Raw genomic sequence first — 14,831 nt, 5'->3', positions numbered from 1 at the left:
GCCGGGTGCACGCGCTGCTGTCGGAGATGGTCCCCGGCGGAGCGCCGACCAAGCTCACGCTCGACGTCCATCTGTCCCAGGGAGCCGGCTCGGCCCGGCGGCGCCAGCAGCGTCCGAAACCGTTCGTCGGTCAGCCCGAGCTGCGTGCACCATCGCCGCTGCCACCCGGTGGGAGGCGTGATCTCGAGCACCCCACCGATGTCGAACACCACCGCACGGAACATCCTCGCCTCCCGTCGCTCGACACCACCGCGGCGTTTGGCAGGCTGGGTGACATGACGACCGTGTGTCTCGAGTTCGGTGTCGGCGCCCACGTCGACGACGCCACGCTGGCGTGGGTCTACGACCACCGCTGGTGGGGCCTGTGCGGACAGGGAACCGACGAGGCCTCTGCGCTCGCAGACCTGACCACTCGTGCGGCCAGGTCCTACGCCAGTTTCCTCGAGCGGCACGGTGAGCTCGCCCGGCCACTGGAGGGCTTCGAGGTCGTAGAACGGCTCGACGGGGACGAGCTCACCTTTCGGCTCGATCACGAGCCGGCAACGGACGAGGAAGTCGAGCGGACATCCGTGCTGCTCGGGTACGCCAGGGAGGAGCTGCTGTCGCTCATCGAGAACTGCTCTGATGCGGAGCTGGATTGGGACGATTCCGATCGACGACTTCCCCGCTGGGCTCGGTGGCGCACGCTCCGGCAGATGGCCTTCCACATCGCCGACACCGAAAGTCGCTACTACCTCGCAGCGTTGAACGTCGACCCTCCGAAGCGCTGCGCGGACGTCACCGAGGAACTGCGCCGATCGCGGGCACATGTGCGCGACGTAGTTGCCCGATTGGAGCGCGATCGGGCCGTCACATCCAGGGGCGAGCGGTGGACCACACGCAAGGTGCTCCGGCGACTGGCGTGGCACGAGCGCTCCGAACTGGATGCGATGAGAGCGCTCCGCGACAAGGCGCGCCGCGCGGTCCACGACTGACGGTCGGTCGAGACTCCCGAGTGGGGAGAGCCGTACGAGCCACCCGGTGCAGGCCGGACGTCTCGGAAGCTGCGCACCTCTACGCTCGATGCGATGCGTTCGTCCACGAGCGACAGGCGGGTAGTGATTCCTGACGAGGCGCGACGGCTGTGGTGCACGCTGGCCGCTGAGAAGGACGCTCTGCATCCGGCGACGACCACGGTCGTGCACGGCTCGCGGGGGATCGCGCCGGAGGGGTGGACCGGAGTCGTCCGGCTCGGTGACGCCTATCTGATCGAGGCCGGGGACGCGGACGCTGCGGCGCTGGATCTGCTCAGGAACCTCGATGATCCCAGCGACCCTGAGCAGGTCAGCAGTGCGCTGCGGCCCGCCCGCACGCTGGGGCCGGGCGAACTCGCCTACCTGCCTGCGGGGGCCGAGGTGGCCGAGGTCGTGTGCGGAGGCGAACTGCGCGAGGTGCCGGTCGCGTCCATCCGCGGCTGGTTGGACTGGCTGCCGGAGGGCGATGTCGAGGAGAGCTCGGTCGTGGCGATGGACCGGGTCCTGGTGCTCTGTCGCGGAGACGAGGTGCTCGGCGCTGCTGGCCACCTCGACTGGCCGGCGGGAATCGGGCACGTCGGTGTCCTCGTAGCTCCCGCCGCTCGGGGTCAGGGCGTTGGGAGGTGCCTCGGAGCTGCCGCGACCCGCCGGGTACTCGATTCGGGTCGGACTCCGCAGTGGCGAGCCGCGGCGTGGAACGCTGCGTCCAGGCGGGTCGCGCGGCGCGTCGGCTACCGGGAGATGGGACGCCAGTTCAGCTTCCAGCTCGGTTCGAGACACACGGACGAGCAGATCGGTCGCGACGGGTAGCCGGGCGAGGTGGCGCGCTCGCGGCGATCGCCTCCGCGGCCACGGAGAACGTTGTGTGTCCGCAGTGACTCAGCCGCATGTCGACCGCTGAGAGTCCGTAGTGGACGCCGGTCCGAAGCTACGCTGACCCGCATGCCGGAAGACCCAGGGGACGAGGGCCGCTCGATGCACGAGCGGATGCTCGCCGGTGAGCTCTACATCGCCGACGACCCGGCGATCACCGAGGCCGCGGCGGTCGCCCACGACCTGATGGCGGCGTACAACGCCACGACACCTCGCCAGGAGCCGCTGCGCCGAGCGCTGCTGGAGCGGCTGCTCGGCGCCATCGGCGAGGCGACGGTGCTTCGACCGCCGCTGTACGTCGACTACGGCACCAACCTGCGCATCGGGGCGCGCTGCTTCGCCAACTTCGGGCTCGTTGCGCTCGACGTTGCCGAGATCACGATCGGCGACGACGTCCAGATCGGGCCGAACGTGCAGCTGCTGACCCCGACGCACCCGGTCGAGCCGGGCCCGCGCCGCGACAAGTGGGAGGCCGCCGAACCCATCACGATCGGCGACAACGTCTGGCTCGGGGGTGGCGCCATCGTGCTGCCCGGCGTGTGCATCGGGCACAACACCGTGGTCGGCGCCGGCGCCGTCGTGACCCGGGACCTGCCCGCCGATGTCGTCGCGGTGGGCAACCCCGCCCGGATCGTGCGCAGGCTCGACGAGCCGGCGGTGGGTGAGGAACCGGTCGCCGAGGCCGACGGGTCCTGATCATGTGCGCGTACCGGGGTCACGGGGACGACGACACGACCACACCCCGGCCCTCAGCGGGACGCGAGGGCGAGTTGCCGCGACAGGGCGACGAGGTCGCCGTCGGCGTCCCAGATCTCGCCGTCCTCCTCGAGGTAGCCGGCGGTGATGGCCTGCGTGGTGAGCCAGGCACCGAGGTAGCCCGGGGCGGGCCGCTTGCGGACCTGGACCGTCAGCTCGATCGTGGGCACCCATCCGAGTCGGCTGTCGCCCGTGTTGAAGACCGCCGGGGGGTAGCAGTCGGCGACCACCAGCAGGCCGAGGGTGTCCATCGGCGCCTCCTCGGCCCACCGCAACCAGCCGCCCATCTCGCCCCGGCCGAGCGGCTTGCCCTGACTCCAACCCATCATCTCCGGCGCCATACGGTGGTCGAACCGCTCGAGGATCGGTGGTGCCGGGAAGCCGCCGGCCCGGGCCTGTTCGACCGCCGCGGTGGTGACATCGAGGCACTCGTCCAGCCGCGGCAGCGGCGGGTGGGGACGGTCGACGCGCGTCGGACCGTCGGCCGCCGAAAGATCCGCGAAGGTGCCGAGGGCCCGAAGCGTCTCGCGTCCCTCCTGCAGCATCCGTGCCTGCACGGTCGCGTGGCGGCGGCCCTGGCGCACCACCTCGACCTCCATGTCGACCTCACCCGGCGCGGCCGGTGCGAGGAAGTGCGCCGTGATGGTGACGGGATCGGGCAGCGCGATCGGTGCGCGCATGGCGCGGGCGGCCATCGCCATCACGTAGCCCCCGTTGGGTGCAGCTCCCGCGATGACGGCCCAGCCCTCGTCGATCCGGCCCTGGTAGCGCCCGTCGCCGATCTCGACCACGGCCGTGTCGCGTTCGAAGCGGCTCTGGCCCACGTGTCCTCCTCGGTCGGACGCGGACGCTAGACGCCGTGTGCGTTGACACCGGCACCGGCGGCGTGCTGCACTGCGGCCACCACACGCCCGTGCGCGGGGGAAGCCGGTCCAAGTCCGGCGCTGACCCGCAACCGTAGGCCGTGACACGGACCCCGGTCCGTGCGACGGCGAGCCGGAGCACCTGCCACGGACGCGCGGCTCCACCAGAAACCCGTCGAGGATTGCGGGGCGGAGCCCGGACGACCCGTCCGAGCCGAAACCGCCCTCCACGCGTTCGCGCGTCGGAGGGCGATCTCGTCTCCCACGTCGTCACCGGGCACGGCTTCTCGGTCCTTCCGTCCAGAGAGAGGCCCCCTGCATGCGAACCCTGCGAGGTCCAGGTCGCCGCATCGTCGTCGGCATCGCGTCCGCCGCGCTGACCATCGCCACTGCCACCGCCGTTTCGGCTTCCCCGGCGCCATCCGATCCGGTCCAGCCGGCGGAAGACGCCGCGGGCTGGCTCGAGGGCCGCTTCGTTGCCGGCGAACGCATCGAGACCACCTTCGACGGCCAGACCTATCCCGACTGGGGCCTGACCGCCGATGCCATCTTCGCGCTGGCGGGCACCGGCGTCGCCGGTGACACCATCGGGTCAGCCACCGACTGGCTGCAGACGCAGGTCGGGGCATACACGGGCGACGGCAGTTCCGAGGTGTACGCCGGCCCGACCGCGAAGCTCGTCCTCGTGGCGGAGACGACCGGGCGGGACGCGCGCCAGTTCGGCGGTCGCGACCTCGTCGGGCAGCTGCATGCGCTCGAGGACGAGCGGGGCCGGTTCTCCGACGCGTCGCAGTGGGGCGACTACAGCAACGCGATCACCCAGTCGCTCGCCGTCATCGCCCTCGAACGGGCAACCGACACCGGCGCGTCCGATGCGGCGGTGTCCTTCCTCGCCGACGCCGCCTGCGACGACGGGGGCATCCCCGAACAGTTCGGGGCCGCGACCTGCACCAGTGCCGTCGACGCGACCGGGTTCGCCGTCCAGGCCTTCCTCGCGGCCGGCGAGGTCGAGGCCGCCGATGCCGCCGTCGACTGGCTGCTGGCCGTCCAGCGCGACGATGGCAGCTTCGGCGGTGGTGGCACCGACGCCAACACCAACTCGACCGGTCTCGCCGCCGTCGCGCTCGCGGTCGCCGGCGAACAGCAGGCCGCCGCAGCGGCTGCGGCGTGGCTGGGTGCCGCGCAGTTCGACTGCGCCGGCCCCGAGCCAGGCGCGCTGCCCTACACCAGCTCCGACGAGGGCGACCTGACGCGTTCGACGGCCCAGGCACTGCCGGGGCTCACCGGGGTCGGCTTGTCCGAGGTCACCACCGCGGGCGCCCAACGTGGCGCCACCGCGCCGGCGTGCCCGTTCCGCTTCGACGACGTCGACTACCGCTCCACGCACGCCCGGGCCATCGCCGCACTTGCCGAGGCCGGCATCATCGAGGGGCGTCGTGACGGCAGCTTCGCACCCGCAGCCGGGGTCACCCGGGCACAGCTGGCGACCTTCATCGGACGCGCGGCCGGCATCGAGCCGGCCGGCGGCGCCACGGGCTTCTCCGACGTGCCGGCCAGCTACGTCCACGCCGGCTACATCAAGGCGCTGGCCGAAGCGGAGGTGATCAACGGTTATCCCGACGGCAGCTTCCGCCCGACGCAGGTCGTTCGCCGTGACCAGGCGGCGGCACTCATCGCGCGCTGGCTCGAGCTGTCGCCGGTCGCAACCGACCGCTTCACCGACGTCGCCGGTCTCGAGCACCGTCAGCTCATCAACGCGCTGGCGGACGCCGGTGTGGCCCGTGGCACCGGTAGCGGAGCGACTTACTCGCCGGCCCGCACGTTGCAGCGCGACCAGATCGCGTCGCTGCTGTATCGCGCGGTCGAGGTCGTGGACGCCCCGTGACGTCGGGCGCCCGTCTCCACCGCTCGGCACGGTTGCTCGCCGTCGTCCTGGCCCTCGTGGCCGGGACGGCGGCGGGCGTCGCGCCGGCGGCCGCCGACGAGTGTGACGGTGTCTGGGTCGTGATCGACGCGCAGCGGTTGGGCGCCGACGTCCGCACCCTCTGCGCTCCCGGGTCGCCGGCCAACGGGCTCGAGGCCTTGCGCCTGGCCGGTGTCTCGTACGCCTTCGTGGAGCGCCAGCCGGGCCTGGTCTGCACCTTGAACGGCCGGCCCGACCCGTGCAACGGCGCCCCCAGCGATGCCTACTGGTCCTACTGGCACGCCGAGGCCGGAGGCAGCTGGACCTACAGCACCCGGGGGGCCGGCAACCGGACCCCGCCCCGGGGCAGCGTCGAGGGCTGGTCCTTCGGTGCGGGCGAGCCACCTGCACGCAAGCCCCCCGCCGCGTCGGCGCCCACCGCCCCCGCGCCGAGCCCGTCACCGACCGCCACGCCGACCGCCGGCGTGGGTCCGAGTCCGACACCAACGGCCGCACCCTCGCCGTCGCCGACGTCCTCATCGTCGGGGTCGGAGACGACGACGCCCGCTGCCGACAAGCCCGCCGAATCCTCCGCCACGCCCGACGGTGCGACCTCGTCAGCCCCCGACTCGGCCGCCGAGGAGCCCGGCGACGACCAGAAACCGGACGGCGCCGACCCCGACGCTGCCGAGCCCGACGCCGACGAAGCCGTGGAGGCACGTCCCGAGAGGTCCGAGGCATCCGATGTCGAGGACACCGAGGACGCGGCCGATGCTTCGCCCGCCGCGGATGGGGCCGACGCGGAGCCCGCCACCGACGCCGACGGTCGACGACGCGACATCGCCGAGGACGACATGGTCGCACTCGGCGAGACGCCGCCGGGTGGCCGCGCACCCCTCGGCGCGATCGGTGGCGGCGCACTCGTCGCCACCCTCGCAGCCGCCGGCGCCCTGCGCGCGCGCCGCCGCGACCCCGTGGGCGGCTGAGGCCGATGTCGTCCGCCGCCGTCAGCCGCCGCATCCCGCGCAACCTGCATCCTGGGGCGTGGTGGCTGTGGGCGCTCGGACTGATGACGGCGGCGACCCGTACCACCAACCCGTTGCTGCTCGCGTTGGTGCTGGTGGTGGCCGGCTACGTGGTCGCGGCCCGGCGCACCTCGGCCCCCTGGGGGCGGTCGTTCGCGGTGTTCCTGAAGCTCGGCCTGGTCGTGCTGGCCGTCCGCCTGGTGTTCCAGGTCGTCCTGGGACTACCGCAGGGCGACATGCTGCTGTTCACCCTGCCCGAGGCGGCGTTGCCGGACTGGGCGGCCGGCGTGTCGCTCGGCGGGCCGGTGACGCTCGAATCGGTGGTCGCCGCGTTCGTCGACGGCCTGCGGCTGGCAACGATCCTCGCGTGCGTCGGCGCGGCGAACGCCCTCGCGAACCCGAAGCGTCTGCTCGCCTCGTTGCCGGCGGCCGTCTACGAGATCGGCGTGGCCGTCGTGGTCGCCCTGTCGTTCGCTCCCTCGCTGGTCGCCTCGGTCCAACGCATCCGCTCGGCACGCCGGCTGCGCGGCCGCCCGGACCGTGGACTGCGCAGCGTGCTGACCGTCGCCATGCCGGTCGTCGAGGACGCGCTCGACCGGTCCCTGGCGCTGGCCGCCGCCATGGACTCCCGCGGCTACGGACGCCGTGCCGACGTGCCGGCGGGCGTCCGCCGCATCACCGGGGTGCTGTCGCTGATGGGGCTGCTCGGAATCAGCGTCGGCGTGTACGGCCTCCTGGATGCCGGAAGCCCGCTGCTGCTGGGCGGCCCGACCCTGGTCCTGGGCCTGGTGGCGGCCGGGAGCGGCATCCGTCTCGCCGGCCGCCGCACCGTGCGCACGCGGTATCGGCCGGACCGGTGGGCGGCGGCTGAACGTGCCACGGTCGCGGCCGGCGTCGTCGCCGCGGCGGCCGTCATGGCCGGTGGCATCCTCGACCCCGCCGCCCTGCGCCCGGCGGCGCTCCCGTTGTCCGTGCCGACGCTTCCGCTGCTGCCCGCCATCGGACTGCTGCTGGCACTGGCGCCGGCGTGGACGACACCACCCCCGGTGCCCGCGGGCGACGGCGGCACGCTCCCGGGCGGGCGCGTCCCGGCGCCACGGCGTCCCGTGGAGGTGGACGCATGATCCGGTTCGAGCACGTCGGGGTCACCTACGCCGGGGCCGAACGCCCCGCGCTGCAGGACGTCGACCTCGAGATCCCCGAGGGTGAGCTGTGCCTGGTCGTCGGGCGCACCGGCTCCGGCAAGTCGACGTTGCTCGGCACCATCAACGGGTTGGTGCCCCACTTCACCGGCGGCACGTTGCACGGCCGGGTCGTCGTCGACGGCCGCGACACGCGCCTGCACCCGCCCCGTGAACTCGCCGACGTCGTCGGGGTCGTCGGCCAGGACCCGCGCTCGGGATTCGTGACCGACACCGTCGAGGAGGAGCTCGCCTACGGGATGGAGTCGCTCGGCCTCGCCGGCGAGGTCATGCGCCGACGGGTCGAGGAGACCCTGGACCTGCTCGGACTGGTCGACCTGCGTGCCCGGCCCCTCGAGCAGCTCTCGGGCGGCCAGCGGCAGCGCGTCGCGATCGGTTCGGTCCTGACCGCGCATCCCAAGGTGCTGGTACTCGACGAGCCCACCTCGGCACTGGACCCACCGGCGGCCGAGGAGGTCCTGGCCGCACTGCAACGACTCGTGCATGACCTCGGGGTCACGGTCGTGCTGGCCGAGCACCGGCTCGAACGGGTGGTGCAGTACGCCGACCGGGTGATCCACGTGCCCGGTGACGGCAGGGCGCTGCAGGTCGGCCCACCGGCCGAGGTGTTGGTGACGACGCCGGTCGCGCCACCGGTGGTCGAGCTCGGCCGCATCGCCGGCTGGGATCCGCTGCCGTTGTCGGTGCGCGACGCACGCCGGCGTGCCCCGGAACTGCGGGAGCGGCTCGTCGACCGTCCGCGACCGCGCCGCTGGGCGTTCGAACCCGACGCCCCGGTGGTCGCGTCCATGCGGAAGGTGAGCGTGCGCCTCGGGCCCGTCCTCGCCGTCCGGGACGTCGACCTCGACGTCAGCGCGGGCGAGGTCGTGGCCGTCATGGGCCGCAATGGCGCGGGGAAGTCGACGCTTCTCCGCACGCTGGTCGGCCTCCACCGGCCGCTGCAGGGCACCGTCAGCCTCGGCGGTCTCGACCCGGCGTCGCTGCGGCCCAGGGCGCTGATCCGGCAGGTCGGCCTGGTCCCGCAGGAACCGGCCGACCTGCTGTACGCCGAGACGGTCGCACAGGAGTGCGCCCACGCCGACGACGATGCCGGTGTGGCCGCCGGTTCCTGCCGGGCCCTGCTTCACCGGCTGGTGCCCGGGCTCGACGACGACCGGCATCCGCGTGACCTGTCCGAGGGACAACGCCTCGGCCTCGTGCTTGCCCTCGTGCTCGTCGGTCGGCCGCCGCTGTTGCTGCTGGACGAGCCGACGCGGGGCCTGGACTACCGCACGAAGGAGCGACTGGCACTGCTGCTCGCGGAGCTGGCCGCCGAGGGGACGGCGATCCTGCTGGCCACGCACGACGTGGAACTGGCCGCGGAGATCGCGACACGAACCGTCGTGATCGCCGATGGTGAGGTCGTCGCCGACGGTCCGACCGACGAGGTGGTCGTCGGCTCACCGGCCTTCTCACCCCAGGTCGCCAAGGTGCTGGCACCGGCGGTGTGGTTGACGCCGGGCGAGGTCGCCGAGGCGCTGGCGGTGCTGCCGTGACCGCCACGACCGGGACGCCACCGGCGGCCAGACCGCGGCCCAGCCGTTCGATCCGGCTGCGTCCACGCGCGGCGGCCGCCGTCCTGCTCGCGTCGATCGTCGGGCTCGCCGCCTTCGCGTGGCCGCTGTTGGTCGACCCCGGGACTGGCATCGCCCATCTGCGGGAAGCACCGCTGCTGTTCACCGTGCTGTTGCCGCTGGTACTGCTGGTGGTGCTCAGCGAAATCGCCGACGGCGGCATCGACGCCAAGGCGGTCGCCATGCTGGGCGTGCTGACGGCGGTCGGCGCGGCGTTGCGGCCACTCGGGACCGGCGTCGCCGGTTTCGAACCGGTGTTCTTCCTGCTGGTCCTCGCCGGACGCGTCCACGGCCCCGGCTTCGGGTTCGTGCTCGGGGCGACGACCCTGTTCGCGTCCGCACTCACGACCGGAGGTGTCGGACCCTGGTTGCCGTTCCAGATGCTGGGCGCAGCCTGGGTCGCTGCCGGCGCTGGCCTGCTCCCACCAATGCGGGGCCGCGCCGAACTGGCGCTGCTCGCCGCCTACGGCCTGGCGGCCGGTCTGCTGTACGGGCTGCTGCTGAACCTGTCGTTCTGGCCCTTCACCCTGCCCGGAACCACCGCGATCTCGTTCGTTCCCGGCGATCCGCTTGCCGACAACCTGCGACGGTTCCTCGCCTTCAGCGCGTTGACCTCGCTGGGCTTCGACGTCCCGAGGGCGCTGGTCACCGCCGGGCTGGTGCTGCTCACCGGCCGTCCGTTGCTGCGTGCGATGCGCCGCGCCTCCCGCAAGGCCGCCTTCGACGTGCCGGTCGCGTTCGACGTCGTGCCCGGGCCGCGCGCCTCCGGGCCGCGCGCCGCCGGTGGTCGCGGCGACGACACCGTGGACGGCGCCCCTACCTCGGATGGCGGTACAGCCACATCGTGAGTGGCCCGAACACCGCCACGAGCACGGCGCTGATCGCCAGCACCGCCACGGTCGCGCCCGCCTGCGGGTCGCCGTGGACGAAGCCGCGGACCGAGGTCACCACCAGCGTCACCGGGTTGACCCGCACGAAGCCCTGCAGCCAGCCCGGCAGCGTCTCGGTGGGCACGAACACGTTGCTGACGAACGTCAGCGGGAACATCACCATGTTGCCGACCGAGAAGACGGCGTTCTCCGAGCGCAGCAGCAGCCCCGCCGTCGTCCAGATCCACGACAGGCTGAACGAGAACACCAGCAGCACCGCGATGCCGAGCAGCAGGCCGCTCACGCCCGCGCCTGGCCGGAATCCCAGCACGAAGCCGAGTCCGAGGATCACCGTCGACGCCATCGTGTAGCGCGCCGAGTCGGCCAACAACGGGCCGACCAGGGTGGACGGCTGCCACAACGGCAACGACCTGAAGCGGTCGTGGACGCCCTTGGTGATGTCGCGGTTGAGCGTGTGCCCGGTGTACATGCTGATCCAGGCCACCTGCATGACCAGGATTCCCGGGACGACCTCCTGCAGGTACGCCCCGGTGGAGCCGGCGACCGCGCCGCCGAACAGGTAGGTGAACATCAGCAGGAACATGACCGGGAACACCGTCACGTCCAGGAGTTGCTCGGGGATGTGACGGATCTTCAGCAGCGCCCGCCAGGCGAAGGTGAGGGAGGTGGACACCGCCGACGGTCGCGGGGGCCGGTCGCCCGAGGCGACGGCCACCGCGACGATCGCATCGACGTCGTAGACAATCGGTGCATCGTGGGTCGTGCTCATGCCGCATCTTCCTCGTTCGGTGGGGTCTCCGACGCGGTCGGCCGTCGCCCCGTGAGCGCCAGGAACACCTCGTCGAGGCTCGGCTGACCCAGGGCGAACTCGCCGGGGACGATGCCGGCGTCGGTGAGCCGGACCAGCGCCCGCGCGACCGCACCCGGATCGTCGACCTGCGCCGAGAGCGCGACGGCGTCACCGTCGGCGTGCACGTCGACGCCCAGGGACTCGCGCAGCAGCGCCAGTGCCGCTGGTCGCTGGTCGGGGTGGCGCACCCGCACGTGGAGCGTGCCACGACCGACCGATGCCTTGAGTTCGCCGGCCGTTCCTTCGGCGATCACGCGGCCCAGGTCGACCACCGCGATGCGGTCGGCCAACTTGTCGGCCTCGTCGAGGTACTGCGTGGTCAGCAGCACCGTGGTGCCGGCGGCGACGAGCGCCCGGACGATGTCCCACACCTGACCACGGCTCGAGGGGTCGAGCCCGGTGGTCGGCTCGTCGAGGAACAGCAGTTCGGGCCGCACGACGATCGACGCGGCGATGTCCAGCCGGCGGCGCATGCCACCGGAGTAGTGCTTGACCTGCCGTGCCGCGGCGTCGGCCAGCCCGAAGGCCCCCAGCAACTCCTGCCCGCGACGGGCGGCGGCAGCGCGGTCGAATCCCAGCAGTCGGGCGATCAGCACCAGGTTCTCCAGCCCGGTCAGGTCCTCGTCGAGCGAAGCGAACTGGCCGGTCAGGCTGACCCGCGATCGGACGTCGTCCGCGGCCGTCGCGACGTCGTGACCGAGGACGGAGGCGCGACCACCGTCGGCCGGGATCAAGGTCGCGAGCAGCCGGATCGCGGTCGTCTTGCCGGCCCCGTTGGGGCCGAGCACGGCATAGACGCCGCCGACCGGGACCCGCAGGTCCAGGCCGTCGAGCGCCCGCACCTCGCCATAGGTCTTGACCAGCCCGGCGGCCTCGATCGCCAGTCGTGGCTCCTGCATGATCGCCTCGCCTTTTTCCGTTCGTTCCGTGTGGGTTGACGACCACGACCCGCGGAACTCATCGGGCCGTACCGGGCCGCGAGCACGGCGGAAGCGGATCGACGGCGGCCGATAGGCTGAGCGGCTCGCCGCCGCAGCCAGCGGTGGCGTGCGTCCTGTCAGGAGCAGACCCGTGTCCGAAGCGTCCCCCAGCGTCAGCGTCGAACTGGCCACGATCGTCGAGCTGTGCAAGCAGCGCGGCATCATCTTCCCGACCGCCGAGATCTACGGCGGCGTGCGCTCCACCTGGGACTACGGGCCGCTGGGCGTCGAGCTCAAGGAGAACGTCAAGCGCCAGTGGTGGCGCACGATGGTGCAACTGCGCGACGACGTCGTCGGCATGGAGCAGGCGATCCTCGGCCCCACCGAGGTGTGGCAGGCATCGGGGCACCTCGCCAACTTCTCCGACCCGCTGGTCGAGTGCAGCAACTGCCACCAGCGCTTCCGCGAGGACCACCTGCGCGAGGCCCAGCTGGGCTCGGAGACCGCCGAGGGCGAGATCCAGTGCCCGACCTGCAAGAAGCCGACGCTGGGCGACCCGCGCAACTTCAACCTGATGTTCAAGACCCACGTCGGTCCGATCGCCTCCGACACCAACATCGCCTGGCTGCGCCCCGAGACCGCACAGGGCATGTTCGTCAACTTCGCGACGGTGCAGCGCTCCACCCGCAAGAAGCCGCCGTTCGGCATCGCGCAGATGGGGAAGTCGTTCCGCAACGAGATCACGCCGGGCAACTTCATCTTCCGCACGCGCGAGTTCGAGCAGATGGAGATGGAGTACTTCGTCGAGCCGGGCAGCGACGAGGAGTGGCACCAGTACTGGATCGACGAGCGCATGCGCTGGTACACCGAACTGGGCATCCGTCCCGAGAACCTGCGCATCCGCGAGCACGACGAGGACGAGCTGTCCCACTACGCGAAGCGCACGGTCGACATCGAGTACTACTTCCCGGACGCCTCGATGGGCTGGTCCGAGCTCGAAGGGCTCGCCAACCGCACCGACTTCGACCTCAAGGCCCACGCCGAGGCCTCCGGCAAGGACCTGTCGTACTACGACCAGCCCAACGACCACCGCTACGTGCCCTACGTGATCGAGCCGGCGGCCGGTGCCACGCGCGCGACCCTGGCGTTCTTGTTCGACGCCTACCGCGTCGAACAGGCGCCCGACGCCAAGGGCGAGTTGCAGGACCGGACCGTCCTGAAGCTCGACAAGCGGCTCGCGCCCTACAAGGTCGCCGTGCTGCCACTGTCGCGCAAGGAGGAACTGACCCCGCTGGCGAAGCAGGTCTTCGACGCGGTCAAGGTGCGCTGGATGTGCGACTACGACGAGACGCAGGCCATCGGCCGGCGGTACCGCCGCCAGGACGAGATCGGGACCCCGTTCTGTGTCACGGTCGACTTCGAGTCGGTCGACGACAAGTCCGTGACCGTCCGCGACCGCGACACGATGTCGCAGGACCGCGTGTCGATGGACCGCCTGGTCGACTACCTCGCCGAACGCCTGCCCGGATGGTGACTCAGTAGGGCGGGTGGTGGCCGGTCCATGGATCGCGTTCCCCGGGACCCGGTCCGCCGCGGACGCGGTCGCCGACCAGTACCCGTACGTCGGACTCGACCCGGTGCAGCTGGGTCGAGATCCCGGCGACGGCGCGCACCAGGACGGCGACCCCCATCAGCGCGGCACCGACGGCGAAGGTGACCGTGTACAGCACCAGCGCCATGGCCAGCTCGTCGTCGCGCAGCATCAGCGTCCCGCCGGCGACGCCGGCCAGACCGGCCGCGTAGGCGAGGAAGGTGCAGGCGCGCGCGGCGCTGCGGAGTTCCTTGGGGGAGGGGATGTGTTCCATGGTCACATCCTGCCCGACGAGCTCCGGCGCTGCTGACGACGCGCGTCCTCCCCGCTCGCTTCCGGCAGCACGACAACGGTTGCCGTGCGCGCCGCGACTGGGACGGTGACGTCGGCGTCCATCGGCGGATACTGCCAGGGGAGCGAGGGAGACCGCCCGTGGAACGCGTGACCTTCGGAAGTGGTGGGGTCGAGCTCGTGGGGCACCTGCGCCTCCCGCAGGCGCCCGGGCCGGGGCCGTGGCCGGGGATCGTCCTCACCGGGCCGCTCACCGGCGTCAAGGAGCAGGTCACGGGCGGGTACGCGGCACGGCTGAGCGAATTCGGATTCGCGACGCTCGCCTTCGATCACCGCAACTTCGGAGAGTCCGGCGGCACCCCCCGCCAACACGAGGACAGCGGCGGCAAGCTGGCGGACCTGACCGATGCGCTCACCGAACTCGCCGTTCATCCCGACGTGGACGCGGGTCGCCTCGGCGTGCTGGGAATCTGCCTCGGCGGCGGTTACGCGGTCCGCTTCGCCGCCACCGATCCGCGCGTCGCCGCGTGCGCCGTGGTCGCGGGCTGCTTCAACGATCCGGCGGCGTTCCGCAGCGGCATGGGGCCTGACAACTACCGGCGGGTGCTGCGCGACCTCAGCGAGGTGGCGACCCACGAGCGAGCCAGCGGCGAGCCGGCCTACCTCGCCGCCGTCGCCGACGGGGACGGCGAAGCAGCGATGCCGGGCAGGGAGCCCTACGCCTACTACGGCACCGAGCGGGCCGCATCGCCGCACTGGCAGAACCGGGTCACGCGCCGGTCCATCCACGCGCTGCTGACGTTCGACGCGGCGAGTTGGGCCGAACGGCTTCCGCCGACCCCGTTGCTGGTCGTCCACGGCCGTCGCGACGACTACTGCGCCCCGGATGCGGCCGAACGCCTCGCAGCGGCGGCCGATGGCGAACTGGTCTGGCTGGAGACCGACGAGCACGTGGCCCTCTACGACGACGAGGCCGTGGTCGAGCCGGCGGTCCATGCGGTCGCCACCTTCTTCGACCGCGTGATGCCCTCGATCCGCTGA

General features: G+C 72.2%; 14 protein-coding genes, 1 pseudogene and 1 riboswitch. Of the genes and pseudogenes, 10 read left to right on the top strand and 5 right to left on the bottom strand.

What is annotated here, in order from left to right; translation table 11 throughout:
• A pseudogene (locus ACERMF_RS11605) lies at positions 1-224 on the bottom strand (hypothetical protein); the annotation flags it as partial.
• A gap of 51 nt (positions 225-275) precedes the next feature.
• On the opposite strand from ACERMF_RS11605, the gene ACERMF_RS11600 reads away from it, so the two are divergent.
• The 3 genes from ACERMF_RS11600 to ACERMF_RS11590 all read left to right on the top strand — a co-directional run bounded on the left by ACERMF_RS11600 (position 276) and on the right by ACERMF_RS11590 (position 2,582).
• On the top strand, positions 276-974 hold the full coding sequence (locus ACERMF_RS11600) for a DinB family protein (RefSeq protein ID WP_373669243.1): 699 nt from the start codon (positions 276-278) through the stop codon (positions 972-974).
• A gap of 123 nt (positions 975-1,097) precedes the next feature.
• Positions 1,098-1,823: an N-acetyltransferase family protein gene (locus tag ACERMF_RS11595; RefSeq protein ID WP_373669242.1), complete on the top strand. Its 726-nt coding sequence runs from the start codon at positions 1,098-1,100 to the stop codon at positions 1,821-1,823.
• A gap of 132 nt (positions 1,824-1,955) precedes the next feature.
• On the top strand, positions 1,956-2,582 hold the full coding sequence (locus tag ACERMF_RS11590) for a sugar O-acetyltransferase (RefSeq protein WP_373669241.1): 627 nt from the start codon (positions 1,956-1,958) through the stop codon (positions 2,580-2,582).
• Positions 2,583-2,635: 53 nt separating this feature from the next.
• On the opposite strand, the gene ACERMF_RS11585 is transcribed toward ACERMF_RS11590, so the two are convergent.
• Positions 2,636-3,466: a thioesterase family protein gene (locus tag ACERMF_RS11585; protein ID WP_373669240.1), complete on the bottom strand. Its 831-nt coding sequence runs from the start codon at positions 3,464-3,466 to the stop codon at positions 2,636-2,638.
• Positions 3,467-3,563: 97 nt separating this feature from the next.
• Positions 3,564-3,648: riboswitch (cobalamin riboswitch) on the top strand.
• A 176-nt stretch (positions 3,649-3,824) separates the two neighbouring features.
• Here ACERMF_RS11585 and ACERMF_RS11580 point away from each other — a divergent pair.
• From ACERMF_RS11580 to ACERMF_RS11560, 5 genes are read left to right on the top strand one after another with little or no spacing between them, the layout of a single operon-like run.
• On the top strand, positions 3,825-5,390 hold the full coding sequence (locus ACERMF_RS11580) for an S-layer homology domain-containing protein (RefSeq protein WP_373669239.1): 1,566 nt from the start codon (positions 3,825-3,827) through the stop codon (positions 5,388-5,390).
• Positions 5,387-6,394 (top strand): hypothetical protein, encoded by a 1,008-nt coding sequence (locus ACERMF_RS11575; RefSeq protein ID WP_373669238.1) that lies wholly within the window; start codon positions 5,387-5,389, stop codon positions 6,392-6,394. Before ACERMF_RS11580 ends, ACERMF_RS11575 begins: the two co-directional genes overlap by 4 nt.
• 5 nt (positions 6,395-6,399) lie before the next feature.
• Positions 6,400-7,557, top strand: a complete 1,158-nt coding sequence (locus ACERMF_RS11570; RefSeq protein ID WP_373669237.1) for an energy-coupling factor transporter transmembrane component T — start codon at positions 6,400-6,402, stop codon at positions 7,555-7,557.
• Positions 7,554-9,170, top strand: a complete 1,617-nt coding sequence (locus ACERMF_RS11565) for an ABC transporter ATP-binding protein (RefSeq protein WP_373669236.1) — start codon at positions 7,554-7,556, stop codon at positions 9,168-9,170. The genes ACERMF_RS11570 and ACERMF_RS11565 overlap by 4 nt, the downstream gene beginning before the upstream one ends.
• A complete protein-coding gene (locus ACERMF_RS11560) occupies positions 9,167-10,096 on the top strand; it encodes an ECF transporter S component (RefSeq protein WP_373669235.1) in 930 nt (309 codons plus the stop codon). Before ACERMF_RS11565 ends, ACERMF_RS11560 begins: the two co-directional genes overlap by 4 nt.
• On the opposite strand, the gene ACERMF_RS11555 is transcribed toward ACERMF_RS11560, so the two are convergent.
• The gene (locus tag ACERMF_RS11555) at positions 10,065-10,907 is read right to left on the bottom strand and encodes an ABC transporter permease (RefSeq protein WP_373669234.1); all 843 of its coding nucleotides are present in this window, start codon (positions 10,905-10,907) and stop codon (positions 10,065-10,067) included. The genes ACERMF_RS11560 and ACERMF_RS11555 overlap by 32 nt on opposite strands.
• Entirely contained in the window at positions 10,904-11,887 is a 984-nt protein-coding gene (locus ACERMF_RS11550) for an ATP-binding cassette domain-containing protein (protein ID WP_373669233.1), read from the bottom strand. The genes ACERMF_RS11555 and ACERMF_RS11550 overlap by 4 nt, the downstream gene beginning before the upstream one ends.
• Positions 11,888-12,092: 205 nt before the next feature.
• Here ACERMF_RS11550 and ACERMF_RS11545 point away from each other — a divergent pair, with 205 nt between their 5' ends.
• Complete coding sequence (locus ACERMF_RS11545) at positions 12,093-13,442, top strand: glycine--tRNA ligase (protein WP_373669260.1); 1,350 nt, start codon at positions 12,093-12,095, stop codon at positions 13,440-13,442.
• 1 nt (position 13,443) lies between these two features.
• Here ACERMF_RS11545 and ACERMF_RS11540 read toward each other — a convergent pair whose 3' ends face one another.
• Complete coding sequence (locus ACERMF_RS11540; RefSeq protein ID WP_373669232.1) at positions 13,444-13,773, bottom strand: hypothetical protein; 330 nt, start codon at positions 13,771-13,773, stop codon at positions 13,444-13,446.
• 158 nt (positions 13,774-13,931) lie between these two features.
• On the opposite strand from ACERMF_RS11540, the gene ACERMF_RS11535 reads away from it, so the two are divergent.
• Entirely contained in the window at positions 13,932-14,831 is a 900-nt protein-coding gene (locus ACERMF_RS11535; protein WP_373669231.1) for an alpha/beta hydrolase, read from the top strand.

The sequence above is a fragment of the Egicoccus sp. AB-alg6-2 genome, assembly GCF_041821025.1.
Lineage (GTDB): Bacteria > Actinomycetota > Nitriliruptoria > Nitriliruptorales > Nitriliruptoraceae > Egicoccus.
Note: the sequence above shows the minus strand (reverse complement) of the source record. Positions and strands in the feature narration are given on the sequence as shown.

Excerpts from the sequence above, each read along its gene's own strand:
- ACERMF_RS11555 (WP_373669234.1), bottom strand. The coding sequence starts at position 10,907 with ATGAGCACGACCCACGATGCACCGATTGTCTACGACGTCGATGCGATC.
- ACERMF_RS11570 (WP_373669237.1), top strand. The coding sequence starts at position 6,400 with ATGTCGTCCGCCGCCGTCAGCCGCCGCATCCCGCGCAACCTGCATCCT.
- ACERMF_RS11580 (WP_373669239.1), top strand. The coding sequence starts at position 3,825 with ATGCGAACCCTGCGAGGTCCAGGTCGCCGCATCGTCGTCGGCATCGCG.
- ACERMF_RS11540 (WP_373669232.1), bottom strand. The coding sequence starts at position 13,773 with ATGGAACACATCCCCTCCCCCAAGGAACTCCGCAGCGCCGCGCGCGCC.
- ACERMF_RS11550 (WP_373669233.1), bottom strand. The coding sequence starts at position 11,887 with ATGCAGGAGCCACGACTGGCGATCGAGGCCGCCGGGCTGGTCAAGACC.
- ACERMF_RS11600 (WP_373669243.1), top strand. The coding sequence starts at position 276 with ATGACGACCGTGTGTCTCGAGTTCGGTGTCGGCGCCCACGTCGACGAC.
- ACERMF_RS11590 (WP_373669241.1), top strand. The coding sequence starts at position 1,956 with ATGCCGGAAGACCCAGGGGACGAGGGCCGCTCGATGCACGAGCGGATG.
- ACERMF_RS11565 (WP_373669236.1), top strand. The coding sequence starts at position 7,554 with ATGATCCGGTTCGAGCACGTCGGGGTCACCTACGCCGGGGCCGAACGC.